Source organism: Pseudomonas sp. UC 17F4, assembly GCF_900101695.1.
Taxonomy (GTDB): Bacteria; Pseudomonadota; Gammaproteobacteria; order Pseudomonadales; family Pseudomonadaceae; genus Aquipseudomonas.
The window spans coordinates 100639-126198 of sequence record NZ_FNKV01000002.1 but is presented as its reverse complement, the minus strand read 5'-3'; the positions used below and the strand labels follow the sequence as shown (position 1 = coordinate 126198).

The window sequence follows — 25560 nt, the reverse complement described above, 5'->3', positions numbered from 1 at the left end:
TACCCTCAGCCTTCAGGTACTGCGCGTGTCCAAGATGATGGTCTTTACGGGGAACGCTAACCCCGATCTGGCTCGGCGTGTCGTACGTCAGCTGCATATCCCACTGGGTGATGTTTCTGTCGGCAAATTCTCCGACGGCGAAATCAGCACTGAGATTAATGAAAATGTTCGTGGTAAGGACGTTTTCATCATTCAGCCGACTTGCGCGCCAACCAACGATAACCTGATGGAACTGGTAGTGATGGCCGATGCCTTCCGCCGCTCCTCAGCTTCCCGAATCACTGCCGTGATTCCTTACTTCGGATATGCCCGCCAGGATCGCCGTCCGCGTTCGGCGCGTGTTGCTATCAGCGCCAAAGTCGTCGCTGACATGCTCACCGTCGTCGGTATCGACCGTGTTCTCACTGTCGACCTGCACGCTGACCAGATCCAGGGTTTCTTCGATATTCCGGTAGATAACATCTACGGCTCCCCCGTTCTGGTGGATGACATCGAAGACCAGCGTTTCGAGAACCTCATGATCGTGTCCCCGGACATCGGCGGCGTCGTGCGTGCACGTGCTGTTGCCAAGTCCCTGGGTGTCGATCTGGGTATCATCGACAAACGCCGTGAAAAGGCCAATCACTCCGAAGTGATGCATATCATCGGCGACGTCGAAGGACGTACCTGTATTCTCGTCGACGACATGGTCGACACCGCCGGCACCCTGTGCCACGCGGCCAAGGCCCTGAAAGAACACGGCGCTGCCAAGGTTTACGCCTACTGCACGCACCCTGTCCTCTCGGGTCGGGCGATCGAGAATATCGAGAACTCCGTGCTGGACGCACTGGTGGTGACCAACACCATCCCGCTGTCCGCTGCAGCACAAGCCTGTGACCGTATCCGCCAACTGGATATTGCACCGGTTGTTGCCGAGGCGGTTCGCCGCATCAGCAATGAAGAATCGATCAGCGCGATGTTCCGCTGAGGGTTTTCCCTCGCGAACCTCTCGTTGACGAAAAGCGCCCCGCCCCAACACCTGTTGTTGGGGCGGGGCTTTTTTGCCCACCCCGTTTGGCGCTGGTCGCAAACGCCTGCGGGAGATGGCTATTTTGGAGATACAAAATGACTGATTTCACTCTGAACGCCCAAGCGCGTACCGACCTGGGGAAAGGTGCGAGCCGCCGCCTGCGTCGTCTCGCCGCCCAGATCCCTGCCGTTGTTTACGGTGGTGACAAAGAAGCTCAATCCCTGACCATCGTGGCCAAGGAAATCGCCAAACTGTTCGAAAACGAAGCTGCCTACAGCCACGTTATCGAGCTGAACATCGACGGCAAGAAAGAAAACGTCGTTGTCAAAGCGATGCAGCGTCACCCAGCCAAGCAGTTCATCCTGCACGCTGACTTCGTCCGCGTTGTTGCTGGCCAGAAACTGACCGCCAAAGTACCTGTGCACTTCGTCAACGAAGAAGCTCCGGTCAAGAAAGGCGGCGAGATCTCCCACGTTGTCAACGAGATCGAAGTTTCCTGCGAAGCCAAAGACCTGCCTGAGTTCATCGAAGTCGACCTGGCCAACGCCGAAGTCGGCGCGATCATCCACCTGTCGGACCTCAAAGCTCCGAAAGGCGTCGAGTTCGTCGCTCTGGCTCACGGTAACGACCTGGCTGTTGCCAACGTTCACGCTCCGCGTGTTGCGCCTGAAGCTGCAGAAGGCGCTGCCGAGTAATCTACTCAGCACGCCGGCGTTGACCGGGTTACAGTGCCCCGCACTGTAACCCACAACTCCAAGGAAGAGCCCCTGACGTGACCGCCATCCAACTGATCGTCGGCCTGGGAAACCCCGGCCCCGAATACGAACAGACCCGGCATAACGCAGGGGCTCTTTTCGTAGAACGCATTGCCAGCGCCCAGCGCGTCAACCTGACCGCTGACCGCAAGTATTTCGGCCTGACGGCTAAATTCAGCCATCAGGGCAACGACGTTCGTCTGCTGATCCCGACCACCTACATGAACCGCAGCGGCCAGGCCGTTGCTGCACTGGCGAACTTTTTCCGCATCCCGCCAGATGCCATCCTGGTGGCCCACGACGAACTCGACCTGCCTCCCGGCGTCGCCAAGCTCAAAAAGGGCGGCGGCCATGGCGGGCACAACGGGCTGCGCGACATCATCGCCCAGCTCGGCAACCAGAATGACTTTCACCGTCTGCGGCTTGGCATCGGCCACCCGGGTGACAGCAGCAGGGTCTCCGGTTTCGTCCTCGGCAAGGCGCCACGCGCCGAGCAGGAGAAGCTGGACGCCAGTATCGATTTTGCCCTCGGCGTGCTGCCGGACATCCTCGCCGGCGACTGGACGCGTGCGATGAGAGAGCTGCACAGCCAAAAGGCCTGACTCCACGAAGAGGGATTCACCATGGGTTTCAATTGCGGCATCGTCGGCCTGCCCAACGTCGGCAAGTCCACCCTGTTCAACGCCCTGACCAAATCCGGCATCGCCGCCGAGAACTTCCCGTTCTGCACCATCGAGCCGAACAGCGGCATCGTGCCGATGCCCGATGCACGCCTGGACGCGCTGGCGGCCATCGTCAAGCCGAACCGCGTGCTGCCGACCACCATGGAATTCGTCGACATCGCCGGCCTGGTTGCCGGTGCCTCGAAAGGTGAAGGCCTGGGCAACAAGTTCCTCGCCAACATCCGCGAGACCGACGCCATCGCCCACGTGGTGCGCTGCTTCGAAGACGAGAACGTGATTCACGTCTCCAACAGCGTCAACCCCAAGCGCGACATCGAGATCATCGACCTGGAACTGATCTTCGCCGACCTCGACAGCTGCGAGAAGCAACTGCAGAAGGTTGCGCGCAACGCCAAGGGTGGTGACAAGGACGCCCTGGCGCAGAAAGCCATCCTCGAAAAACTGATCCCGCACTTCACCGAAGGCAAGCCTGCGCGCAGCCTGATGAAGAACATGGCAGACGACGAGAAGGCCCTGATCCGCGGCTTCCACCTGCTGACCAGCAAGCCTGTGATGTACATCGCCAACGTTGCCGAAGACGGTTTCGACAACAACCCGCACCTGGACGTGGTCAAGGCCATTGCCGAAGAAGAAGGTGCGATCGTGGTGCCGGTGTGCAACAAGATCGAAGCCGAGATCGCCGAGCTCGACGACGGTGAAGAGAAGGACATGTTCCTCGAAGCCCTGGGCCTCGAAGAGCCAGGCCTGAACCGCGTGATCCGCGCCGGTTACTCGCTGCTCAACCTGCAGACCTACTTCACTGCCGGCGTGCAGGAAGTCCGCGCCTGGACCGTGCGCGTCGGCGCCACCGCCCCGCAGGCGGCCGGCGTGATCCACACCGACTTCGAGAAAGGCTTCATCCGTGCCGAAGTGGTCGCCTACGACGACTTCATCCAGTACAAGGGTGAAAGCGGCGCGAAAGAAGCCGGTAAATGGCGTCTGGAAGGCAAGGACTACATCGTCAAGGACGGTGACGTGATGCACTTCCGCTTCAACGTCTGACCCGCTGCCAGCAGCCCGAAACCCCTTGAGGTCATGCCTCAAGGGGTTTTTCTTTGCCTGCGCCATGAGCAAACGCGAGCCAATACCTGGATCTATACTCAAAGCCGCATTCAAACGGCTCTTGTCCACAGATCAGGTATCGGCGCATGGCTAAGAAAAAGGAAAAGCAAGACAGCAGCGAACGCCTCCCCCGTAAAGAATACGAGCAAGCCCTCAAGGCCCTGCACATCGAGCTGGTCAAGTTGCAGCAGTGGGTGGTGGCCAAGGGTTTGAAGGTATGTATTGTCTTCGAAGGCCGCGACGGCGCCGGCAAGGGCGGCACCATCAAGGCCATCACCGAGCGCGTCAGCCCGCGGGTGTTTCGCGTGGTGGCGCTGCCAGCACCGACCGAACGGGAAAAAAGCCAGATGTACGCCCAGCGCTACATACAGCACATGCCCTCGGCCGGCGAAGTGGTGATCTTCGACCGCAGCTGGTACAACCGCGCCGGCGTCGAGCGGGTGATGGGCTTTTGTACCGAAGAGCAGTCCAGCAAGTTCCTGTCAGTGGTGCCATCGTTCGAGAAGATGCTGGTCGAGTCCGGCATCGTGCTGGTCAAGTACTGGCTGGAAGTCAGTCCTCAAGAGCAGGAGCGGCGCCTTAAGGAGCGCATTACCGACGGGCGCAAGATCTGGAAGCTGACGCCGATGGACCTCAAGTCCTTCACCCGCTGGGACGACTACACCCGCGCACGGGATGACATGTTCGCCGCCTCCGATACCTCCTGGGCCCCGTGGTATGTGGCGGTTTCCGAAGACAAGCGGCGGGTGCGCCTGAACATCATCAGCCACTTTCTCAAGCAGGTGCCCTACGAGGACATCACCCACAAACAGAAGATCGAGCTGCCCAAGCGCGGCAAGATCGGCCGCTACAAAAGCACCCGCTACACCTCGCGCATGGTGCCTGAGCGCTTCTGAAGCGCCATGCGTGCTAGGCAGCACCCTGCCCGGCACGCTGGGCGCGGAAGGCCCGGCGCCGGGCGCTGCGGGCGAATACCACGAACAGCGCGGCCATCGCCGTCAGCGCCATCGGCAGGCCATGGGGAGCGACGTCCATGGCCGCACCACTGAGCAGCGGCCCGAGCAGGCTGCCGACACCCCAGAGCAGGCCGACGCTGGCGTTGGCAGTGACCAGGTCCTGGCCCTTGAACTGCTGGCCGATCAGCACCAACGCCAGGGTATAGACCCCACCGGCCACCGCGCCGAGCACCACCAAGGCCGGCCACAGCAGCCATTGCATACCGATCAGCCATGGCAGCGCCAGGCCGATCAGCATCGCCACCACACCGCACACCAGGTGTACGGTGGTGCGCTCGCAGCGGTCGGCCAACCAGCCGATCGGCAACTGGAAGAGCATGTCGCCGGTAAGAATCACCGTCACCATCAACGCTGCGACGCCCACGGCGTAGGCATGGTTGGTGGCATACACCGGCAGCAGCGAAAGGATCACCGCATCGAAGAACGAGAAGAACAGCACGCCCATGCACAAGGCCGGCGCCACGCGGAAAAAGCCCGCCAGGGAAAAGCTCTTGCCGCCCTCCTCGCCATGCTCGACGTGGTCATTGGGCACCGTCAGCACGATGCACAGCAGCGCCAGGCCATAGCAACCTGTCACCACCGTGGTCACCCAGGTGCTCTGCGCGCCGAGCAGCGCCAGCATCGCCGGGCCGAGCATCTGGAAGCCGGTAAAGGCGGTGGCGTACAGGGCCATGATCTTGCCGCGGTTGTGTTCCGGGCTCAGCTCGTTGACCCACGACTCGCCGAGAATGATGGCAATGCCCATGCCGATCCCCAGCGCCAGGCGCAACAGGGCAAGCAGGTAGAGCGAGGAAAAGCCCCATTCGAGCAGGCCGATGCTCAAGGTGCACAGGCCGAAACACAGCAGGTAGATGGTGCGCCGGGTCAGGTGCCGGCAGCAGGCATCGACCATGAACGCCGAGAGCATCATCCCCGCCGCCGGAATCGCCGAGACGATACCGATCTGCAAGGTACTGGCACCTGCGTCGAGCAAACGCAGCGACACCAATGGCAAACTCGCCCCGAGGCTGAAACCGACTACCGAAACCGCAAACAACAAGCCCAGCAACAAACGCGTATTCATCACCACTCCGAACTCACCGGCGCAAAGCACCACATCGCACCTGCGCAGGCGCATACATGACCGTAATAAGATTTGCATACAGGCGCGCCAGCCACGGCAGAACGCCGGGCATGCAGCTGCCAGGTCAGGAGGTGGGGCGGTGAGGCGAGAAGGTAAAGGCGAACAGCACACTGCGCCGACGCTTGAGGACGGTATCGCTCGGCCAGTCGCAGCAGCGGGTCAGGACGACCGGCTGGCGATGCGCGAATGTGTGGCTGAAGCGGCTCATACGTCGGTTACACCGTAAAGGATGGGCGGCACTCTAGGAGAACCCGTGCCACCCGTCAATAGCCCGTCCTTGAGCCTTCAGCGCTTGCCGGTGGACGGCAGCAGGATTGCCAGCAGGCCGAACAGCGGCAGGAACGAGCACAGGCTGTAGACGTACTCGATGCCCTTGAGGTCGGCCAGATAACCCAGCGCCGCCGCGCCGATGCCGCCAAAACCGAACATCAGGCCGAAGAAGATCCCGGCGATCATGCCGACGTTACCCGGCACCAGCTCCTGGGCGTAGACGACGATGGCCGAGAATGCCGAGGCGAGAATGAAGCCGATGATCACGCTGAGCACGCTGGTCCAGAACAGGTCGGCATAAGGCAGCATCAGGGTGAACGGCGCAACGCCGAGGATCGAGAACCAGATCACCGCCTTGCGCCCGATGCGGTCACCGATCGGGCCGCCAAAGAAGGTCCCGGCCGCTACCGCGCCGAGGAACAGGAACAGGTACAGCTGCGAGCTGGCCACCGACAGGTCGAACTTCTCGATCAGGTAGAAGGTGAAGTAGCTGGTGAGGCTGGACATGTAGAAGTACTTGGAGAACACCAGCAGCCCCAGCACCACCAGAGCGCCGATCACCCGCTGGCGGGAAAGGCCATGGGTGGCGCGCTGGCCCTGCTTGGCCTTGAACAGGTTGAGGTGTTCCTTGTACCAGCGGCTCAGGCCGTAGGTGACCAGCACGGCGCAGACCGCGAACAGGCCGAACCAGGCCACATTGCCCTGGCCGAAGGGGATGATGATCGCCGCCGCCAGCAAGGGCCCGAAGGCGGAGCCAGCATTGCCGCCGACCTGGAAGGTCGACTGCGCCAGGCCAAAGCGCCCACCGGAGGCCAGCCGGGCGATACGCGAGGTTTCCGGGTGGAAGGTCGACGAACCGATGCCCACCAGCGCCGCCGCCAGCAGAATCATCGGGAAGCTGCCGACAAACGCAAGCATGACGATCCCCACCAGGGTGCACAGGGTGCCCAGCGGCAACAGGTTCGGCATCGGCTTGCGGTCGGTGTAAAAGCCGACCCAGGGCTGCAGCAGCGACGCGGTGATCTGGAAGGTCAGGGTGATCAGCCCGATCTGGGTAAAGGTCAGGCCGTAGTTGGCCTTGAGCAGCGGATAGATCGACGGCAGCACGGCCTGGATCAGGTCGTTGATCAGGTGCGCCAGGGCACAGGCGGCGATGATACGCATCACCAGCGGGCTGCTCTGGGCAGTTGCGGTGCTGGCGGGTGACGTTGACGAGGCAGTGCTCACAGCCATGACAAAAGCTTCCATCCGGGGGGCGGGATCCAATTATCCAGAAATCGTTAGCAAGCGCACTATTCTTTTCGACCAACGTGCTTTTGACGTGCTTGTTAATAATTCTCAATAACGTTAGCATCGGCTGCGTTTTTACAGACTCCACTGCCTGCCTATTCGAGGCCCGCATACGCCATGTCCGACGACCAGGACAACCGCAGCCTGTCGCTGCTCTATCAGCATCACCGCAGTGAACTGCTGGCCTTCCTGACCCGCCGCGTGCGCTGCCGGGAAACCGCCCGCGACCTGCTCCAGGATGCCTTTGTGCGGCTGATGCACAGCGAGCGTGGCGAGGTTGGCAACCTGCGGGCCTTTCTGTACCGCATCGCCAACAATCTGAGCATCGACCATGCTCGGCGCAACCAGGTACGTGGGCTCAATGACGAGCAGGCGCTGGAGCATCTGCTCAACGAAACCTCACCCGAGCGCAGTGCCGTGGCCGGAAATACCCTTGACCATCTTGAACGCCTGATCGACGGCCTGCCCTCGCCGACCCGCGAGGTATTTTTACTCGCCCGGGTCGAGCAATTGAGCTACAAGGACATCGGCGCGCGCCTGGGACTCGACCCGCGTGCGGTCGAGCGTCATTTGAACAAAGCCCTGAGCCATTGCGCCGCGGCTGCCCTGCATAACCGAAACAAGACTGACCAGCCATGAACCCATCGCCAAATTCTGCCCATCCGAACGAGCCTGGCGACCGCGAACAGCAAGCCCTGGACTGGTTTACCCGGCTGCGCGCCCACGATGTTCCGCGGGAGCAACGCCAGGCCTTTGAACGCTGGCGCCTGGACCCCGAGAATGCCCGCACCTTTGCCGAGGTCGAGCTGTTCTGGCAACAACTGGAGATGCCCGCGCGTCGCCTGCACAAGGTCAAACGGGGTACGGCCCCACGCTCCTGGGGGGGCTGGGCGGTGGCGGCGAGCATCCTGCTGATCAGCGGCCTGGTGATGTTGCAGTTGCCATTGCTGCAGCGCTTGAACAGCGATGTCGCCACCGCGGTTGGCGAACGCCGGCAGATCCAGCTGGCCGATGGCTCACGGCTGACCCTCGACAGTGCCAGCGCCGTCGATATCGACCTGCGCGGGCCGGTGCGCACGCTGCGCCTGGTGCAAGGGCAGATGTTCATTGAAGTGACCCACGATGGCCGGCCCTTCGTGGTCGATGTCGACGAGGCCCAGGTACAGGTGCTGGGTACGCGCTTCTCGGTCAGCCGCGGCCGCGATCACGATGAAGTGGTGCTGCTCAAAGGCAAGGTCGAGGTCAGCAGCGCCGGCGACAAACGCATGCTCGCCCCTGGTGAACGTGTGACGCTCAGCGCCAGCCGCCTGGACCAGGTCGAGAAGGTCGATGCCGAACGCCTGCTGGCCTGGCGCGAGGGGCAGTTGCGGGTGCGTGAGGTGCCCTTGCGCCGGGTGCTCGAACAGCTTGCCGAGTACCAGGGCAGCCGCCTGCTGTACATCGATGAACAGGTCGGCCGGCGCCCGGTCAGTGGCAGCTTTAACCTCGACCAGGCCGCCACTGCCATCGATGCCCTGGCGCGCACTCAGAACCTCAACGTGAGCAACCTGGCCGGGCAATGGATCATCGTCCGCTAAGCCGGTGAAAATATATTTCCCAGGCATTCGGTAATTGTCTTTGCTGCTGCGTCACACCTCCACATAAGAAGCATTATCGTTTGTATTCTCTGGGGGAGGACACATGCAGTACCCACGCGATTTCCGATTCAGCCGTCAGCCACTGGCCCGCGCCATCCTTGCCGCCAGCCTGTTTTCCACAACCCTGGGCCTGCCGCTGCAGGCCGCCGAGTCTGCCCAGACCCAGGCCCAGGCGCTAGATTTCAACATCCCCGCGCAAGCCTTGGCCGATGCCCTGGACCAGTTCAGCGCCCAAAGCGGGCTGCAGGTGATCTACGACGCCAACCAGCTGGCCGGGCGCTCGTCGCCGGGGGTCAAGGGCCGCATGAGCCCGACCCAGGCACTGCAGGCCCTGACTGCCGGCAGCAGCGCACGCCTGAGCCAACCCAACGCCAGCAGCTTTGTCATCGATTTACCGATGGAACTGGGCAGCGCCCTGCAACTGGATGCCATGAGCATTTCCGGCAAGGCCCCGGGCTCGACCACTGAAGGCACCGGGCTTTACACCACCTACTCGTCCAGTAGCTCGACGCGGCTCAACCTCACCCCACAGGAAACCCCGCAGTCGCTGACCGTCATGACTCGCCAGCGCCTGGATGACCAGCGCCTGACCAATCTCAGCGATGCCCTCGAAGCGACCCCCGGGGTGATCGTCGTGCGCGACGGCCTGGGCGCCGAGACCGACAGCTACTACTCGCGCGGCTTCGTCATCCAGAACTACGAGGTCGACGGCGTGCCGACCGTCACGCGGATGGACAACTACACCCAGAGCATGGCGATGTACGACCGCATCGAGATCGTCCGCGGCGCCAGCGGCCTGATCAGCGGCATGGGCAACCCGTCGGCGACCATCAACCTGATCCGCAAGCGCCCGACCGCCGAGGGCCAGGCCAGCGTCACCGGCTCGGCCGGCACCTGGGACCGCTATGGCACCGGCTTCGATGTTTCCGGGCCGCTGACCGAAAGCGGCAATGTGCGCGGCCGCCTGGTTGCCGACTACAAGACTGAAGGCGCCTGGGTCGACCGTTACAAGCTGGAGAGCCAGCTGCTGTATGGCATCACCGAGTTCGACCTGAGCGAAGATACCCTGCTGACCATGGGCTTCAGCTACCAGCGCACCGACGTCGACTCGCCGCTGCGCACCGGCCTGCCAACCCGCTTCAGCACGGGTGAGCGCAGCAATCTCAAGCGCTCGATCAACATGGCTCCGGACTGGTCGTACAACGACCACGAACAGACCAGCTATTTCGCCTCGGTGGAGCAGCAACTGGGCAACGGCTGGAGCGGCAAGATCGAGTACAGCCATTCCGAAAACAAGTTCGACGAAGTGTTCGGCTTTCTCATGGGCGAGCTGCAGCCCGACGGCAGCGGCCTGAGCCAGTTGCCGGTCCGCTTTTCCGGCACCCCGCGCCAGGACAACCTGGACCTGTACCTGACCGGCCCGTTCAGCCTGTTCGGCCGCGAACACGAACTGATCGGCGGCGTAACCCTGTCCAAGTACAACGAAAACGTACCGAGCTGGGGCGGCTGGCGCTACGACTACAACGCAACGCCAGGTGCGTCGGTGGAGAACATCTTCGACTGGGACGGCAAGCAGCCCAAGCCGGACTGGACCATCAGTGGCAAATCGTCAATGGAAGAAACCCAGTACGCCGCCTACCTCACCTCGCGCCTGCACCTGACCGACGATCTCAACCTGATTCTCGGCAGCCGGGTCATCGACTGGAAGCGTGACACCGAGGACCGCCCGTACGGCGGTGAGAAGACCGAGGTCAACCGTAAAGAGACCGGTGTGTTCATCCCTTATGCCGGGGTGGTCTACGACCTTGATGAAACCTGGGCGCTGTACGCCAGCTACACCAAAATCTTCAACCCGCAAGCCTCCTGGGTCACCGACGAGAACAACAAGCCGCTCGACCCGATGCAAGGCGTCGGCTACGAGCTGGGCGTCAAGGGCAGTCATTTTGATGGCAGGCTGAACTCCAGCCTGGCGCTGTTCAAGCTCGAACAGGACAACCTGGCGATCTGGGTGCACGACAACGTCTACGACGCCAAGCAGGACACCACCTCCAAAGGCCTGGAAATGGAGCTCAATGGCGAGCTGGCCGAAGGCTGGCAGGCGTCGGCGGGCTACACCTACACCCTGACCACCGACAACCAGGATGAGCGCATTGCCACCGTGTATCCGCGCCACAGCCTCAAGACCTTCACCAGCTACCGCCTGCCGGGCATGCTCGACAAAGTCACCGTGGGTGGCGGGGTCAACTGGCAAAGCAAGGTCGGCACCGACCTGCACAGCTTCGACCAGGGCAGCTACGCGCTGGTCAACCTGATGGCGCGCTACAACATCAGCGAAAACCTCAGCGCCACGGTCAACCTCAACAACGTCTTCGACCGCGAGTACTACTCGATGGCGTCGTCGTACGGCAACTACGGGGCGCCGCGTAACCTGATGACCACGTTCAAATACGACTTCTGAGCCGGTTTACGGCTAAGCGGTTGATCGCGCGTTAATTTTTTTGAAAAAGAGTGTTGACACAAATCCGTTTCAGGCGAATAATGCGCGCCACTTGGCTACATAGCTCAGTTGGTTAGAGCATAGCATTCATAATGCTGGGGTCCGGGGTTCAAGTCCCTGTGTAGCCACCAAGTACTAAAAAGGGCTTACCGCAAGGTAAGCCCTTTTTTCTTGCCTGCGATTTTTACCCTGCCCGCTTAGCGCACATTGGCGAACACTACCGCCAGCCCCAGGCCGATCAAGGCCACACCAATCACCCGGTCAACCAGACGCTGGCGCTCGAGCATGGCCCGGCGCAACACCACGCTTGAGAAAAACACCGCTACCAGGCTGAACCACAACCAGTGGGCGAGCGACATGAACGCGCCATAGCCGAAGTTGACCGCCAGCGAACTGCCCGGCTGCACCACCTGGGTATAGGCACTGACCACAAAGAGCATGGTCTTGGGGTTCAGGGCGTTGGTCAGAAAGCCCGAACGAAATGCCGCCAGCACGCCGAGCTGACTGGCGCTGGTGCCATCCAGGGAAATCCGCGTAGTGTTGGTCAGCGACTTGTAGCCCAGATAAATCAGGTACCCCGCCCCCAGCACCTTCATCGCCAAAAACAGCGCCGGGCTCTGGCTGATGATCACCGCGATGCCCAGCACCGTGTACAGCACATGCACCTGCACCCCCAGGGCGATGCCCATTGCCGCCGCCAGGCCGGCGCGGCGGCCAAAGGCGTAGCTGCTGCGGGTCACCATGGCAAAGTCGGCGCCCGGGCTGATCACCGCCAGCACGGTAAACAGGGCAACGGCTATGAGTTCATTCACGTAAAGCTCCTCGATCTGCTAGGACAATGCACAGATAGCTCTGCACGCCGCCATTATCGAAAGCTTCGGGTAAGGCCAAAAGCGATTTATAGTGAGGCAAATCCGCTAGTTTTTCTCACAGATATGAAACTGCCTGCGCTGTCCGCCTTTCGCTATTTCGACGTTGCCGCGCAAACCCAGAGCTTTGTGCGCGCCGCCGAGCTGCTCAATGTCACCCACGGTGCGGTGAGCCGACAGGTGCGCCTGCTGGAAGAAACGCTGGGGGTGCAACTGTTCGAGCGGCGCAACCGGGCGATCTTCCTCACCGCCGCCGGCCGCGCCCTGCACGGCACCACGCTGTCGGTGTTCGAGCAGCTTGAAGGCGCGGTGTACCGCCTGCAGCAACAGGCGCGGGAGAACGTGCTGGTGCTGTCGTGCGAGCCAACCATCGCCATGCGCTGGCTGATCCCACGGCTGCCGGCCTTTCATGCCGCCCACCCGGACATTCACCTGCACCTGGTGGCGGCTGGCGGGCCGATCGATTTTGCCCGCAGCGGCGTCGATCTGGCCCTGCGCCGCGATGACTTTCGCTGGGACGCCAATCTGCACGCACTGAAGATCTGCGACGAATGGGTTGGCCCGGTGTGCAGTGCCACCCATAACTTTCCCGAACACGGCCTGGCCGGACAACGCCTGCTGCACAGCGCTTCGCGCCCCAACGCCTGGGCTACCTGGTTGCGTCATAGCGGGGAGTCGGCCAAGGGAAGCAGCCGCGCCGACTACGAGCACTTCTACCTGTGCATTCAGGCGGCGGCAGCCGGGCTGGGCGTGGCCATGGCCTCGCGCCTGATGGTCCAGGATGAAATCGACAGCGGCCAGTTGCAGGCGCCGCGCGGCTTTATCCAGGACCAGTCAGCCTACTACCTGCTCAGCCCCCGGGCGCTGCTCGACGACGACAAAAGCCGCTGCTTCGCCGAGTGGGTGATCGGCCAGTCACAGGCCTGCCTCGCTCACCTTGACTGAGCCTTGTTGGCGGTAGCCGGCGCACAGAAGGAGGAGCCGGCACTGAAGTCGCCACCCCAGGTGCGGTAGCCCGCCGTGTCGATGTGAATGCGCCCCGACGGGTAACGCCCCAGGCCCATGTTCCAGTCCTTGCCATGGGCCTGCCAGAAGCTGCACAGCGGGTTCGGGTCGGCCCAGGCCGGTAGCAGCAGGTCGACCGCAAAGGCGCGGGTATGGGCGCTGGCCACGGCGCCACCGGCGCAGCGGTTGAGCACCGGGTCGCGGTAGGCCGAAACCACTTCATAGCGTTTGAGCACGCCCTGCTCGCCCAGGGTCTTTAGCAGCAGTAGGGTCGAACGTACTGCCGGCCACTGCGCCGCGGGCGCAAGCGCAAACGGCTCGGCCTTGCACAAACGCCAGTCACTGGCCGAGCGCAGCAATTGGTGGATAGGCACCACGCCATACAGGCGTGCATCCACCAGCATTTCACGAAAGGGCCGGGTCTGATGATCGCCCGCCCACTGAGCAAACAGGTACAGGTCACGCTCGTCAGCCTGCGCCTGCCGGGCAGCGAGCGCTGTCAGTAAAAGTCCTGCACCGATCCCGGCCTTGCACCACGTTTTCATCAGCCTGCTCCCCCTTCCCAACCCCCGGGAAATTCCTCCAGTATGGCAACCCTCCCGACTGCGGGGAAGAACTAACAAGGAGTTAAGCATGCACACGACTGCTCCACTGACCTTCGCCCTGGCCGCCATGACCCTGAGCAGCGCCGCCCTGGCTGATGCCCGCATCGACCTGGGCAGCCAGGAACGGGTGACCCGGCTGTTTGCCTACCCCAACAACTGCAACGTCATCTGCTTTCGCAACTGGACCCTTGAGCAAACCGTGGAGCACTACCTGACCCAGAGCGTGCAACGCGACGGTTACGCCGCGGCGACGGTAAAGGTCAAGCGCGACAACGACACACTACATGCCGACATCCAGGGCGTACCGAGCGACTACAGCAAGCCCCTGCAAGCGCTGCTCGACACCGGCGAGCTGGCCTACCAGGGCGCCACCCGGCTCAACCGCGAAGGCAAGTGGGCCTACAACTGGAACCTGTTCCTGCCCCTGGGCATGGCCCTGGAAAAGCGCCGCAGCATCGAGCTGCTGCATTTTCCACCGGACTACTCGCTGACCCAGGCCCAGGACTACCTGCGTTCCAACACCACCGACCGCTGGGCCACGCTGCTGACCTTCAACGGCATTCCTGCCGAGCAGACCCCGGCCTACCAGACCATCGTCGACATCGCCCCGATCGCCGCGCCAGCCAGCGCCGGCAAAGACCTGGAGGGCGTGTATGGCTACTTCAAGGATTATCAGCTGCAAATGGTCAAAGAGATGACCCGAACCGGCAACGGCGCCGCCTTGCCGATGGTTGCCTTCGGCTCGCCGGTGCGCAGCTGGATCGAGCAGCAGTACGGACCCAGGCTCTATGTACTGGGCCTGGCCAGCATCAGCCCGACGCCTGGGCAAAAGGTGCCGGTGCTGGGCGCCAATCACCCGAGCGCAATCTGGTATGCGGCAGATAAAACCAACTATGGCGGCGACCAGGACAAGGCCGATCAGGCCGGCCTGAAGATGATGGGCCAGGATTTGAGCGCTGCCTGCTGGCAGGCGGGCATGGGCCGCAACCCGGCGGCGGATGCCAAGGCAACGCTGGGGGCCTGTACTCAGAAGTGGCAGGTGACGGCGAAGAAGCAGACCTGCGAGCTGTATTTTCGCAGCATTCGCAACATGACCCCGGAGCAGGCTGGGGCCAAGTGCAATACCGGGGCGGTGACGCGGACGTTGCGTGATTTGCAGAAGTCTTGAGGTGAAGCCAATCGCGGCGACCCGACTTGCCCCGCGATTGACTCAGTCCTGCGGACGCAAGCGGTACTGCGGCGGCAACTGGTCGAGGCCGCTGATGGTCGCGTTCAGGCTCTTCCAGCGGCCATCCTTGATGCCATAGATGCAACCATGCACCGACAGGCTCTGGCCACGGTGCCAGGCATTCTGGACGATGGTGGTATGGCCGACATTGGCCACCTGCTGGATCACGTTCAGCTCGCACAGGCGGTCCACCCGCTCTTCCTCGGTCGCAAGCTTGGCCAGCTCCACGCGGTTCTCGTAGTACAGGTCGCGAATCGAACGCAGCCAGCCGTCGATCAGGCCCAATTGGCGATCCTGCATCGAGGCCCGTACCCCGCCGCAACCGTAGTGGCCGGTGACCAGGATATGCTTGACCTTGAGCACGTCCACCGCGTACTGGATCACCGACAGGCAGTTGAGGTCGGTGTGCAGCACCACGTTGGCGACATTGCGATGAACGAACAGATCGCCCGGCAACATGCCGACGATCTCGTTGGCCGGAACCCGGGCGTCCGAGCAGCCGATCCAGAGGAATTCCGGAGTCTGCTGACGCGCGAGTTTGGCGAAGAAATCCGGATCTTCCTGCTTGATCGCATCGGCCCAGCGCGCGTTGTTATCAATCAGTTCTTGTAGATCGTGCATGTTCAAGCCTCATGGTTGGTGCGCATCTTGTGACAGGCGCCGGCCCGTTCAGGTCACGCCTTTGAATCTTCGGCCAACCGTCAGGTCCACCGCATACGCCCACCCGCAGGAGGATCGACCATGAGCCAGGAACACCGCCCGCTGCACGCCCCGCAACCCGCCCCGATCGACACCGACGAAGACCGCATGGGCTCGGTTGAAGAACTGCACTTTGACAAGGATACCCCCAATGTCGATGCCGGTTTCGACCCAACCGACGACGACCTCGAGCCAGAAACCCTGATCCCTGAAGACGGCGCCCGCTCGCCCGGCGAAGCCGGTGCGGATCACCCGGCAGACTGGGATTTGAGCGTAGTCGACGAAGATGACATCGGCGGCGGCAACGGCCTGGATGAAGCGGAACTGGCCCGGCGCGATCCGCTGGACGGCAAGCGCGAACCCTGAGCCGTTACTCGAACAGGGTGCAGGCCATGACCAGGGCGTCTTCGCGACCGCCGGCAACCGGGTAGTAGTCACGCCGGCGGCCGATTTCATTGAAGCCGTAGCGCTCGTACAGGCGGTAGGCCGACTGGTTGCTGGCGCGCACTTCGAGGAAGCACTCGCGACCGTTGCTCGCGTAGGCGCGCTTCATCAGCTCTTCCAGCAGGCGCAGGCCCAGGCCCCTGCCCTGGCTTTCCGGCTTGACGGTAATGTTGAGCAGGTGCGCCTCGTCGATGATCACGTTGATCACGCCGTGGCCGACCTGTTGCTCGCCTTCGAACATCAGCCAGATTTCATAGGACTTGAGCCCGTCGAGGAAAATCCCGCGGGTCCAGGGGTGGCTGAAGGCGGCGTATTCGATCTTCAGTACGGCATCCAGATCCGCCTCGGTCATCCGGCGAAAGCTGATTGTGTCACTCATTGCTTGGTTTCCAGCGCGCCATCAGCCGGCGCATGGCTTGCCAGACGTGCGCCTTGCGCTGCGGCTCGTCCATCAACAGTTCGAGCCCCGGCAAGGCCCAGGCAGCGCCCAGGCCTTCAACCGGCAACTCGCGGTAATAAGCTTCGGCGTCGGCCTCACCGGCAAAGCGCACGGCAGGCAGGCCAATCAGCCACAGACAGACGCACGGCGCCTCTTCAAGCCGGGCCTGAATAAAGCCCTGGACGAAATCGGTCGCGGCCTGCGGGCCCTGGTCAAGGTTGCCGCGCACCAGCAACGGCCAGCGCACCGGCTCGCCGATGATCTGCGGGCTGTCCGGCAGGCCGGCGGCGCGCAGCATGTCCTTGAGCAGCAAGTAGGACGGGTCGCGGCTCTGGAACGGCTCGCCGGTGGCAAGCTCGACCAGCAGCAGGCAGTTGCCGGCACGCAGCAGTTGCAGGGCAAAGCGTGGCGGTGGTACCGGCGCAGGCCTGGCAACCACGGGCTTTTCGGCTTCGTCCACCGCCTTGGCCGTCACTTTCGGCGTACTGCCGGGGCGCGGGATCTCGATCTTCGGGCGCTCGCCAGAACGCACCAGCGGCGCGCTCGGCGCAACGCTGGCGGGGGCAGGTGCCTGCTCCTGCGGCTCGAACGCCGGTTCCTCGAGTGCCGCCACCGGCAACAACAGCTGCGGGCGCGACGGCGCGGCGAACGGCAGTTCGGCACGCGGCAGCCAGTGCACCACTTGCATGGCGTTGAGATAAGCGCGGCGGCGGGACTCGATTAACAAGAAGGATCGGCCATCTGTGGATAAGTCAGGGCCGATATTCTAACGTTGTTCGCCGCTCGGCGCCGCTGTTGATCGGCAGAAAACCGCCCGACAGCAGCTTGAAGCGATCAAGGGGGTGAATCGACAGGCGTCTGATGCAGTACAATCAGCGCTTTTATTTGGCAACGAGTCGACCCGCCAATGATCGAACCCAAGCGCGTCCTGCGCGCCCTAGCCGAACACTGGGCCCTGCTCGAGCCGTTGTGCGAGCGCTTCGACGGGGGCACCCTGAGCCTGGCCGAACTGCGCCAGCAACTGGCCACCCAGCAGCTGGAGAGCACGCCCCAGGACATCACCAGCCTGCTCGACGTGTGGATCCGCCTGGATATCCTGGTGCCGGTGGCAAAAAGCCCGAACCGTTTCGAGCTCAACGCCCAGATCCACGACTTTCTCGCTTACCTGCGTCGCGAGCACCGCCTGGGCCTGTGCCTGGAGATCGAAGCCTACCTGCGCCACCTCGAGCGCCTGGCCGGGCACATCCAGGACGCCTTCGAGATTCGCGACGGCAATGACCTGGCGCGCCAGCTGCGCCTGCTCGACATGCGCGTGCGCGATGTACTGAAGAAGCTCGACAACGACGAACAGGCGCTGGTCGCCGTGGCCGAACGCGCTAAGACCAGCGACCGGCAGATCCCCCTGCGCCAGCGTTACGCCGAAGTCCTGGCGACCTGGGACGAATACGTCGAACCGATGATCCAGCTGGTCAACGCCGATGGCGCCTTCGAGCAGGGCGTGCGCAAGGTCGAGACCGTGCTGCTGCGCCTGCTCGGCGAGCAGGCCCGCCTTGGCCATCTGGTCGACGACGACATGCTCCTGCGCACCCACGCGCGCATCCTCGAGATGCAGACCAGCGCCCAGCTGACCCTGCGCCACGCTCGTGAACTGCTGCTGCCGCTGCGTGAAGAAGCGCGCCGGCACAACGCCGTGACCCGCGGCGCCGCCCTGGCCCTGTCGGTAATCCGCCGCAAAGGCCTGGACGCCGTGCCGCAGGCGGCCATGCCGCTGTTCACCCGCCCGCAGAGCACCTTCCTCGGCAGCGCCAGCCAGGTCGAAGCCTACGTCTATGCCCTGGCCCGCTTCGAGCCCAAGCCTGCGCAGTTTCCCAAGGCCCACAAGAGCCACAAGGGCGATGCCCCGCGTGCGCCGCGTACGGTCAAGGAAATGCTCGAGCGCTGCGAAGACGCCCTGCCGCTGCCGGACCTGATGGTCTGGCTGCTCGACCAGGAGCCCGAAGGCGCCACCGACGAGCTGCTGTACTGGTTCTCGCGCCTGTCGCGGGAAAAACGCTTTACCCGCGCGCGCCTCGAGCGCCGCGAATACACCACCCGCGAACACCTGGTCAGCCTGCGTTCCTTCGCTCTGACATCGAGCCGCGAACCATCGCCTGAGCCAACTGCGAGCCCTGCCCATGCATCTTGATCTTTCCGAACTGTCCCAGCTCGCACCGATCTTCCGCGAGCTGTTCAAGGGCTTTCACATCAGCCGCCGCGACCCGGAGCTGTACGCCCAACTGTCGAATTTCCAGGACCAGTACCGCGGCCTGTTCAAGGCCCTGGGCTTTGAACTGGTGTGCGACACCCGCGGCTTCTACTACTTCGTCCCGGACTTGGCCGCGGCCCAGGTCAACAAGACTGCCCAGCGCCTGTCGCTGTTCACCTTCATCCTGGTCGAGCACCTGGCTGACCAGGGCCGCGACCCGATGTCGGTGCTCGACGGCGGCAGCCTGGGCCGCGACGAGCTGCCTTCGCTGCTGGAAAAATACCGCGACCTGTTCATCCAGGCCGAAGTACAGACCCCCGACGAGCTGGAAGAGAAGATCATGCGCCGCATGACCCAGCTCGGCTTTGCCCACGAAGAGAACGGCATCTACCGCTTCCTGCCGCCGATGCACCGTTTCCTCGACGTCTGCCTGTCGGTCCAGCAGGACCGCGACCTGGCTGCCAGCCTGCACAGCGCCCTGCCGCTGCCAACGCCGGTGCTGGTCGAGGAAGAGAGCCCGGAAGAACTCAACCGTACCGACGACCCGCTGGACCTCAGCCCGTTCGAAGAAAGCGAAGAAGACGCCCTGGCCCGAGCCATAGCGCAAGAGCAACAGGAGATTGACGCATGAGCCAGGAACGCTACGGCATTCGCCGCTTCGCACTGCTCAACACCGCCGGCTACAGCCTCGGCCTGTTCCCCCTGGAACACCCGCTGTCGGTCTACGGTGCCAACAACCTGGGCAAGAGTGCCTCGATCAACGCCTTGCAGTTCCCGATCCTGGCACGCATGTCGGACATGAGCTTCGGCAAGTACAGCCTCGAGCAGTCGCGCCGCTTCTACTTTGCCACCGACACCAGCTACATCCTCTGCGAAGTCAACCTGCCCCACGGCCCGCACGTGATCGGCGTGGTCGGCCGCGGCCCGGGTGGCGGTTTCGGTCACCAGTTCTTCGCCTATGCCGGCGAACTGGACCTGGCCCACTACCAGAAGAACGACACCTGCCTGCGCCAGAAAGAGCTGTTCAGCAACCTTGAGCGCAACGGCCTCAAAGCCTACGAGCTCAAGCCTGACGAGCTGCGCCGCCTGCTGGTCGGCGGCCACACCTCGATCCCGCTGGACCTGACCCTGATCCCGCTGCGCTCCACCAGCGAGCAGAGCCTGAAGACCTTCCGCGCACTGTTCATCAACCTGCTGCACATGCGCGAGATCACCGCGGCCAAGCTCAAGCAGCTGTTCCTCGACGCCTTCGAGCACAGCCTGCGTTCGGGCAGCGTCGACTACATCGCCGCCTGCGAAGAAGCCTTCCGCGACGTACGGCGCATGGAGCAGGACTACAACTCGCTGGTCGCCGCCGGCCCGCTGGTCGAGGCCCTGGCCAATGGCGTAGCCCAGCGCGACGTCCTGCGCGGCAAGCTGCATCGCCTGTCGCCACTGCTCGACTCGCTGCTCGGCACCTGGCAGGACTATGCCAGCGCGCGCAAAGAAGAGCTGGTGATCCAGGCCGAGCACTACAAGAACGAACAGGACAGCCTGCAGAACGACCAGCGTGGCGGCACCCAGGAACTGATGCGCCTGGAGCGCGAGATCACTGGCGTGCAGCGCTGGCTCGGCGAGTTGTCGGTGCTCAAGCATCGCTTCGCCCTGGTCGATGACGTCAAGGTCCTGGAACAGCAACTGCTGGCCGCCAAGGACGCCCACGACGAACTGGCCGGTGCCCTGGCGCAGTCGCGCCAGTTCAGCGCCGAAGACCTCGAAGAGCGTCTGCGCGAGCTGGAAAAACGCCTGAAGTCAGTCAAACAGCAGCTCGACCACGCCGACAACAACAGCTACGCGCGCCTGCGCGAAGAGTTCTCGCAGCAGGACGTCGAGCGCCTGATGCGCCTGTTCAATGGTGCGCTGTTCAGCCTGCCGCTGGGCGAGCGCGGCATCGAGCTGGACGACAGCGATGTCTGGGTCAAATCCCTGGAAGCGGTACTCGACGGCTTCAAGGGCGAACGCTTCGAAGCCCCGGGGCTGTCCATCGACCTCTCGCACATCGAGCCGCCTGCCCTGCAGGCCCTGGCCGACCGCGCCGCCCTGCGCGACCAGAAAGAACGCCTGGAAAAAGAACTCAAGCAGCTCAAGACCCAGCAGGCGGTAGCCGCCGACCGCGCCGCGAGCAAGACCCAGACCGAAGCCCTGTACCAACAGGTGCTGGATGCACAAAAGGCCCTGGAAGACTTCCGCCGCAGCGAGACACTGTCCGCCGAGGAAGGCGACAAGCTCGAGCAACTGGCGCAGATGGAAGCGGCCCAGGACGAGCTCAAGCGCTCCAGCGACGCCTTCACCGAACGCGTCCAGCAGCTGTCGGCCAAGCTGCAACTGGTCGGCCGGCAGATCGCCGACATGGAAGCCAAGCAGCGCACCCTCGACGACGCCCTGCGTCGCCGCCAGCTGCTACCCGCCGACCTGCCGTTCGGCACGCCGTTCATGGAACCGGTCGACGACAGCATGGACAACCTGCTGCCGCTGCTCAACGACTACCAGGACAGCTGGCAGGGCCTGCTGCGGGTCGATGGCCAGATCGAGGCGCTGTATGCCCAGGTACGCCTCAAGGGCGTGGCCAAATTCGACAGCGAAGACGACATGGAGCGCCGCCTGCAATTGCTGATCAACGCCTACTCGCACCGTACCGAAGAGGCCCTGACCCTGGGCAAGGCGCGCCGCGCTGCAGTCACCGACATCGCCCGGACCCTGCGCAACATCCGCAGCGACTACGACAGCCTCGAGCACCAGCTGGCGCTGTTCAACCGCGAGATCAACAAGCGCCAGGTCTCCAACCTGCAGAGCTTCCGCATCGTTTTGGCACCAAACAAGGAAGCGCTCAAGCACATCGACCAGATCATCCACAGCGCCGGCCAGTACGAGGAAGGCGAGACCCTGTCGGTGTTCGACCTCAGCGCCAGCGCCGAGCAGGACAACAAGAACGAAGAGGCCAAGGAATACCTGGCGCGCCTGGTCGCGGCCAACCACAACCAGCTGGGCCTCAAGGACCTGTTCGAACTGGCCTTCGAGATCACCAAGGTCGGTGGCCAGCCGGTGATCCACACCGACATCGACGGTGCGGCGTCCAACGGCACCACCATGACCATCAAGGCGCTGACCAACATGTACTTGTTGCTGCACCTGATGGACCGCGACCTGGCCGGTCGCGTGCGCCTGCCGTACTACCTGGACGAAGCGGCCGACATCGACGAACGCAACCAGGCAGCGCTGCTGGAAACCAGCTTGCAGCTGGGCTTCGTACCGATTCTGGCGAGCGTCAAGCCGCAGGTTTCGGCGCATGTCGCCATCGACCTGGAAGGCGGCAGCGGGCCGAACGGCATCTATATCGACGAGGCAGACTGGAAGTACATCAGCCGCCGGGATGTGGAGAAGGCGGTAGTGCGCAAAGAAGAAGAGGAAGAAGCTTCAGCCTGAAACTAATCGCGGGGCAAGTCGGGTCGCCGCACCGCCGCTCCCACCGGTCCAGTGGGAGCGGCGGTGCGGCGACCCGACTTGCCCCGCGATGAACTCAACCCGGTGTTACTGCTGGGCCCACGGCAGGATCGGAATCGCCGTCACCGCATTCTGCGGGCTGCCTTCGATGATCCGGTCGGAGTACACCAGGTAGACCAGGGTATTGCGCTTCTTGTCGAGGAAACGCACCACCTGCATGGTCTTGAACACCAGCGAGGTGCGCTCCTTGAACACCTCGTCACCGTCCTTGAGCTGCTCCTTGAAGCGAATCGGCCCGACCTGACGGCAGGCGATCGACGCCTCGGCGCGGTCTTCAGCCAGGCCCAGGCCACCTTTCAGTCCGCCAGTCTTGGCCCGTGACAGATAGCAGGTCACGCCCTCGACCTTGGGGTCATCAAACGCCTCGACAACGATGCGGTCATTCGGCCCGACGATCTTGAACACCGTCGATACCTGGCCAATCTCCTCGGCCGATGCCATTACCGGCAACGCCAGCAGCGCCGCTGCAATCATCCCTTTGAACACAGGTAGTTCCTCAGACCAGAATCAGGTTGTCGCGGTGCACCAGCTCCGGCTCGGCGATGTAGCCCAGCAGGCCCTCGATCGCGTCAGACGGCTGGCCAATGATTTTCTGTGCTTCCAGGGCGCTGTAGTTGGCCAGGCCGCGGGCGACCTCAAGGCCATCCGGGCCGACGCAAACCACCATCTCGCCACGGCGGAAGCTGCCCTGCACGGTCTTCACACCGACCGGCAGCAGGCTCTTGTTGTCCTTGCGCAAAGCCTTCGCTGCGCCCTCGTCGAGCACCAGGGTGCCGCGAGTCTGCAGGTGCCCGGCCAGCCACTGCTTGCGCGCGGCGAGCATGCCGCGCTCAGGCGACAGCAAGGTGCCCAGGCGCTCGCCCGCCTTGAGGCGGTCGAGCACGCGCTCAAGGCGCCCACCGACGATGATCGTGTGGGCACCGGAACGCGCCGCCAGGCGCGCGGCACGCAGCTTGGTCTGCATGCCGCCACGGCCCAGGGCGCCGCCGGTGCCGCCGGCCACGGCGTCGAGGCTCGGATCGTCGGCACGGGCTTCGTAAATCAGCTGCGCATCAGGGTTGTTGCGCGGGTCGGCGTCGAACATGCCGTCGCGGTCGGTGAGGATCACCAGCAGGTCGGCTTCGACCAGGTTGGCCACCAGCGCCGCCAGGGTGTCATTGTCGCCGAAGCGGATCTCGTCGGTGACCACGGTGTCGTTTTCGTTGATCACCGGCACCACGCCCAGCTCCACCAGGGTGCGCAGGGTGCTGCGGGCATTGAGGTAACGCTTGCGGTCCGACAGGTCGTCGTGGGTCAGGAGGATCTGCGCGGTATGCCGGCCATGCTCGGCAAAGCTCGACTCCCAGGCCTGCACCAGGCCCATCTGGCCGATCGAGGCCGCCGCCTGCAGCTCGTTCATCGCACTCGGTCGCTTGGCCCAGCCCAATCGGCTCATCCCGGCGGCAACCGCCCCGGACGACACCAGCACCAACTCGACACCTGCCTCATGCAACGCCACCATCTGCTCGACCCAGACACCCATGGCCGCGCGATCCAGGCCCTTGCCATCTGCTGTCAGCAGGGCACTGCCGATTTTCACGACCCAGCGCTGCGCACCCGTCACCTTGCTCCGCATCTTCTTCCAACCTATTCAGATCTTTAGATACCAAAACGCCGCTCCTGAGAGCGGCGTTTAGTGTACTGCAACGAATCAGTCGCGCACGTAAATGATTTCCGGGCCGTCTTCGTCGTCCTCGTCCCAATCATCGTCATCGTCGTCGCCGATGTCGTGCACGCTCTTGACCCCGCTGCGGCGCAGGGCGCGAGCGTCGTCCAGGGCCTGCAACTGGGCACGGGCTTCGTCTTCGATGCGCTGGTCGAGCTCGGTCAGCTCTTCGGCGTAGGCCGGGTCGTTGGCCAGACGGTCGGCGCGGTCTTCGAGGTAGCGCATGATGTCGCGGCTGAGCTGCTCGGTGCCCTGCTTGGAGATGGCCGAGATCACATAGACCGGGCCTTCCCACTGCAGGCGCTCGACCACTTCCTTGACCCGCTCGTCACGCTCGTCGTCCATCAGCATGTCGGTCTTGTTCAGCACCAGCCAGCGATCACGCTCGGCCAGCGACGGACTGAAGCGGGTCAGCTCGTTGACGATGACTTCGGCGGCATCGGCGCTGCTGCTTTCATCCAGCGGCGCGAGGTCGACGAGGTGCAGCAGCAGGCGGGTACGCGCCAGGTGCTTGAGGAAGCGGATACCCAGGCCGGCACCGTCGGAGGCACCTTCGATCAGACCGGGGATGTCGGCGATGACAAAGCTCTTCCAGCGGTCGACGCTGACCACACCCAGGTTCGGCACCAGGGTGGTGAACGGGTAGTCGGCGACTTTCGGCTTGGCGGCCGATACCGAGCGGATGAAGGTACTCTTGCCAGCGTTCGGCAGGCCCAGCAGGCCGACGTCGGCCAGTACTTTCATTTCCAGTTTCAGGTCACGCTGCTCACCCGGCTTGCCCGGAGTGGTCTGGCGTGGCGCTCGGTTGGTACTGGATTTGAAACGGGTGTTGCCCAGGCCGTGCCAGCCGCCCTGGACCACCATCAGCTTCTGGCCTGGCTTGACCAGGTCGCCGATGACTTCCTGGGTGGCCGAGTCGATCACCGTGGTGCCGACCGGCACGCGCAGGATCAGGTCGTCGCCCTTCTTGCCGGTGCAGTCGGTGCTGCCGCCGTTGGAGCCGCGCTGGGCTTCGAAGTGACGGGTGTAACGGTAGTCGACCAGGGTGTTGAGGTTATCGTCGGCAACCATGTATACCGAGCCGCCGTCGCCACCGTCACCGCCGTTGGGACCACCGTTCTCGATGAATTTTTCGCGGCGGAAGCTCATGCAACCGTTACCGCCGTCACCGGCTTTGACCCGGATCGATACTTCGTCAACAAACTTCATAAAAACCGCCTCTCGTCAGCTGGACGAGCTGAGTGACACAAAGACATAAGGCTCTTGCAAAAGTGAGCGCGGCGGCCCCGTCACGACAGTAACAACCCACGCCGGCAGCCCATACAAACAGCTTTGCAAGAGACTCACCCCACAAACGAAAAAGCCCCGTCGCGAGACAGGGCTTTTCCAGCGTTCGCGCG

The 25560-nt window shown here is 63.3% G+C and carries 24 protein-coding genes and 1 tRNA gene; 15 read left to right on the top strand and 10 right to left on the bottom strand.

From position 1 onward, the window contains the following. Positions 1-25 precede the first annotated feature (25 nt). From BLR26_RS25830 to ppk2, 5 genes are all read left to right on the top strand, one after another. Positions 26-967: a ribose-phosphate pyrophosphokinase gene (locus BLR26_RS25830; protein WP_010225730.1), complete on the top strand. Its 942-nt coding sequence runs from the start codon at positions 26-28 to the stop codon at positions 965-967. 137 nt (positions 968-1104) lie between these two features. Next, entirely contained in the window at positions 1105-1704 is a 600-nt protein-coding gene (locus tag BLR26_RS25825) for a 50S ribosomal protein L25/general stress protein Ctc (protein WP_045195970.1), read from the top strand. Positions 1705-1781: 77 nt separating this feature from the next. Then, the gene (gene pth, locus BLR26_RS25820; RefSeq protein ID WP_038997179.1) at positions 1782-2366 is read left to right on the top strand and encodes an aminoacyl-tRNA hydrolase; all 585 of its coding nucleotides are present in this window, start codon (positions 1782-1784) and stop codon (positions 2364-2366) included. Positions 2367-2387: 21 nt separating this feature from the next. Further along, the gene (gene ychF, locus BLR26_RS25815) at positions 2388-3488 is read left to right on the top strand and encodes a redox-regulated ATPase YchF (protein WP_045195968.1); all 1101 of its coding nucleotides are present in this window, start codon (positions 2388-2390) and stop codon (positions 3486-3488) included. A 146-nt stretch (positions 3489-3634) separates the two neighbouring features. Next, complete coding sequence (gene ppk2 / locus BLR26_RS25810; RefSeq protein WP_045195966.1) at positions 3635-4444, top strand: polyphosphate kinase 2; 810 nt, start codon at positions 3635-3637, stop codon at positions 4442-4444. A gap of 13 nt (positions 4445-4457) precedes the next feature. On the opposite strand, the gene BLR26_RS25805 is transcribed toward ppk2, so the two are convergent. Beyond that, a complete protein-coding gene (locus tag BLR26_RS25805; protein WP_093387925.1) occupies positions 4458-5627 on the bottom strand; it encodes an MFS transporter in 1170 nt (389 codons plus the stop codon). Between the two features lie 345 nt (positions 5628-5972). After that, positions 5973-7190, bottom strand: coding sequence for an MFS transporter (locus BLR26_RS25800; protein WP_093387922.1), 1218 nt, complete (start codon positions 7188-7190; stop codon positions 5973-5975). A gap of 174 nt (positions 7191-7364) precedes the next feature. Between BLR26_RS25800 and BLR26_RS25795 the strand changes: the two genes are divergently transcribed. From BLR26_RS25795 to BLR26_RS25780, 4 genes are all read left to right on the top strand, one after another. Next, a complete protein-coding gene (locus BLR26_RS25795) occupies positions 7365-7886 on the top strand; it encodes an RNA polymerase sigma factor (protein WP_093387919.1) in 522 nt (173 codons plus the stop codon). Further along, positions 7883-8824, top strand: coding sequence for a FecR family protein (locus BLR26_RS25790; protein WP_093387916.1), 942 nt, complete (start codon positions 7883-7885; stop codon positions 8822-8824). Before BLR26_RS25795 ends, BLR26_RS25790 begins: the two co-directional genes overlap by 4 nt. Before the next feature lie 103 nt (positions 8825-8927). Beyond that, positions 8928-11342, top strand: coding sequence for a TonB-dependent siderophore receptor (locus BLR26_RS25785; protein WP_093387913.1), 2415 nt, complete (start codon positions 8928-8930; stop codon positions 11340-11342). 93 nt (positions 11343-11435) lie between these two features. Further along, positions 11436-11512, top strand: a tRNA-Met gene (locus BLR26_RS25780). Between the two features lie 66 nt (positions 11513-11578). Here BLR26_RS25780 and BLR26_RS25775 read toward each other — a convergent pair. Further along, a complete protein-coding gene (locus BLR26_RS25775) occupies positions 11579-12193 on the bottom strand; it encodes a LysE family translocator (protein WP_045195958.1) in 615 nt (204 codons plus the stop codon). A 123-nt stretch (positions 12194-12316) separates the two neighbouring features. Here BLR26_RS25775 and BLR26_RS25770 point away from each other — a divergent pair, with 123 nt between their 5' ends. Further along, positions 12317-13195 carry a LysR substrate-binding domain-containing protein gene (locus BLR26_RS25770; protein ID WP_093387910.1) on the top strand — a complete coding sequence of 293 codons (879 nt, stop codon included), beginning with the start codon at positions 12317-12319 and terminating at the stop codon, positions 13193-13195. Here the strand turns inward: BLR26_RS25770 and BLR26_RS25765 are convergent. After that, positions 13183-13800, bottom strand: coding sequence for a D-Ala-D-Ala carboxypeptidase family metallohydrolase (locus BLR26_RS25765; RefSeq protein ID WP_093387907.1), 618 nt, complete (start codon positions 13798-13800; stop codon positions 13183-13185). The two genes, BLR26_RS25770 and BLR26_RS25765, sit on opposite strands and share 13 nt — an antisense overlap. Positions 13801-13888: 88 nt before the next feature. Between BLR26_RS25765 and BLR26_RS25760 the strand changes: the two genes are divergently transcribed. Beyond that, positions 13889-15028: a hypothetical protein gene (locus BLR26_RS25760; RefSeq protein WP_093387904.1), complete on the top strand. Its 1140-nt coding sequence runs from the start codon at positions 13889-13891 to the stop codon at positions 15026-15028. A gap of 42 nt (positions 15029-15070) precedes the next feature. Here BLR26_RS25760 and can read toward each other — a convergent pair whose 3' ends face one another. Next, complete coding sequence (gene can, locus BLR26_RS25755; protein ID WP_038614773.1) at positions 15071-15709, bottom strand: carbonate dehydratase; 639 nt, start codon at positions 15707-15709, stop codon at positions 15071-15073. A gap of 120 nt (positions 15710-15829) precedes the next feature. Between can and BLR26_RS25750 the strand changes: the two genes are divergently transcribed. After that, positions 15830-16153: a hypothetical protein gene (locus tag BLR26_RS25750; RefSeq protein ID WP_045195953.1), complete on the top strand. Its 324-nt coding sequence runs from the start codon at positions 15830-15832 to the stop codon at positions 16151-16153. A 4-nt stretch (positions 16154-16157) separates the two neighbouring features. On the opposite strand, the gene rimI is transcribed toward BLR26_RS25750, so the two are convergent. Together rimI and BLR26_RS25740 are read right to left on the bottom strand one after the other, a co-directional pair. Next, positions 16158-16610: a ribosomal protein S18-alanine N-acetyltransferase gene (gene rimI / locus BLR26_RS25745; RefSeq protein WP_093387901.1), complete on the bottom strand. Its 453-nt coding sequence runs from the start codon at positions 16608-16610 to the stop codon at positions 16158-16160. After that, on the bottom strand, positions 16603-17397 hold the full coding sequence (locus BLR26_RS25740; protein WP_045195949.1) for a hypothetical protein: 795 nt from the start codon (positions 17395-17397) through the stop codon (positions 16603-16605). The genes rimI and BLR26_RS25740 overlap by 8 nt, the downstream gene beginning before the upstream one ends. 180 nt (positions 17398-17577) lie before the next feature. On the opposite strand from BLR26_RS25740, the gene mksB reads away from it, so the two are divergent. Genes mksB through mksF form a run of 3 tightly spaced genes read left to right on the top strand, consistent with a single transcriptional unit; the run spans position 17578 to position 22377 of the window. Beyond that, positions 17578-18855 (top strand): Mks condensin complex protein MksB, encoded by a 1278-nt coding sequence (gene mksB, locus BLR26_RS25735; protein WP_045195947.1) that lies wholly within the window; start codon positions 17578-17580, stop codon positions 18853-18855. Beyond that, complete coding sequence (gene mksE / locus BLR26_RS25730; RefSeq protein WP_010225708.1) at positions 18845-19546, top strand: Mks condensin complex protein MksE; 702 nt, start codon at positions 18845-18847, stop codon at positions 19544-19546. The genes mksB and mksE overlap by 11 nt, the downstream gene beginning before the upstream one ends. Beyond that, on the top strand, positions 19543-22377 hold the full coding sequence (gene mksF, locus BLR26_RS25725) for an Mks condensin complex protein MksF (protein WP_093387898.1): 2835 nt from the start codon (positions 19543-19545) through the stop codon (positions 22375-22377). The genes mksE and mksF overlap by 4 nt, the downstream gene beginning before the upstream one ends. A gap of 105 nt (positions 22378-22482) precedes the next feature. Here the strand turns inward: mksF and BLR26_RS25720 are convergent, their stop codons facing one another. The 3 genes from BLR26_RS25720 to cgtA all read right to left on the bottom strand — a co-directional run bounded on the left by BLR26_RS25720 (position 22483) and on the right by cgtA (position 25369). Then, the gene (locus BLR26_RS25720) at positions 22483-22929 is read right to left on the bottom strand and encodes a CreA family protein (protein ID WP_093388208.1); all 447 of its coding nucleotides are present in this window, start codon (positions 22927-22929) and stop codon (positions 22483-22485) included. A 22-nt stretch (positions 22930-22951) separates the two neighbouring features. After that, positions 22952-24070 carry a glutamate 5-kinase gene (proB, locus tag BLR26_RS25715; protein WP_045195944.1) on the bottom strand — a complete coding sequence of 373 codons (1119 nt, stop codon included), beginning with the start codon at positions 24068-24070 and terminating at the stop codon, positions 22952-22954. Between the two features lie 75 nt (positions 24071-24145). Continuing rightward, entirely contained in the window at positions 24146-25369 is a 1224-nt protein-coding gene (gene cgtA, locus BLR26_RS25710) for an Obg family GTPase CgtA (protein ID WP_093387895.1), read from the bottom strand. Positions 25370-25560: the final 191 nt, after the last annotated feature.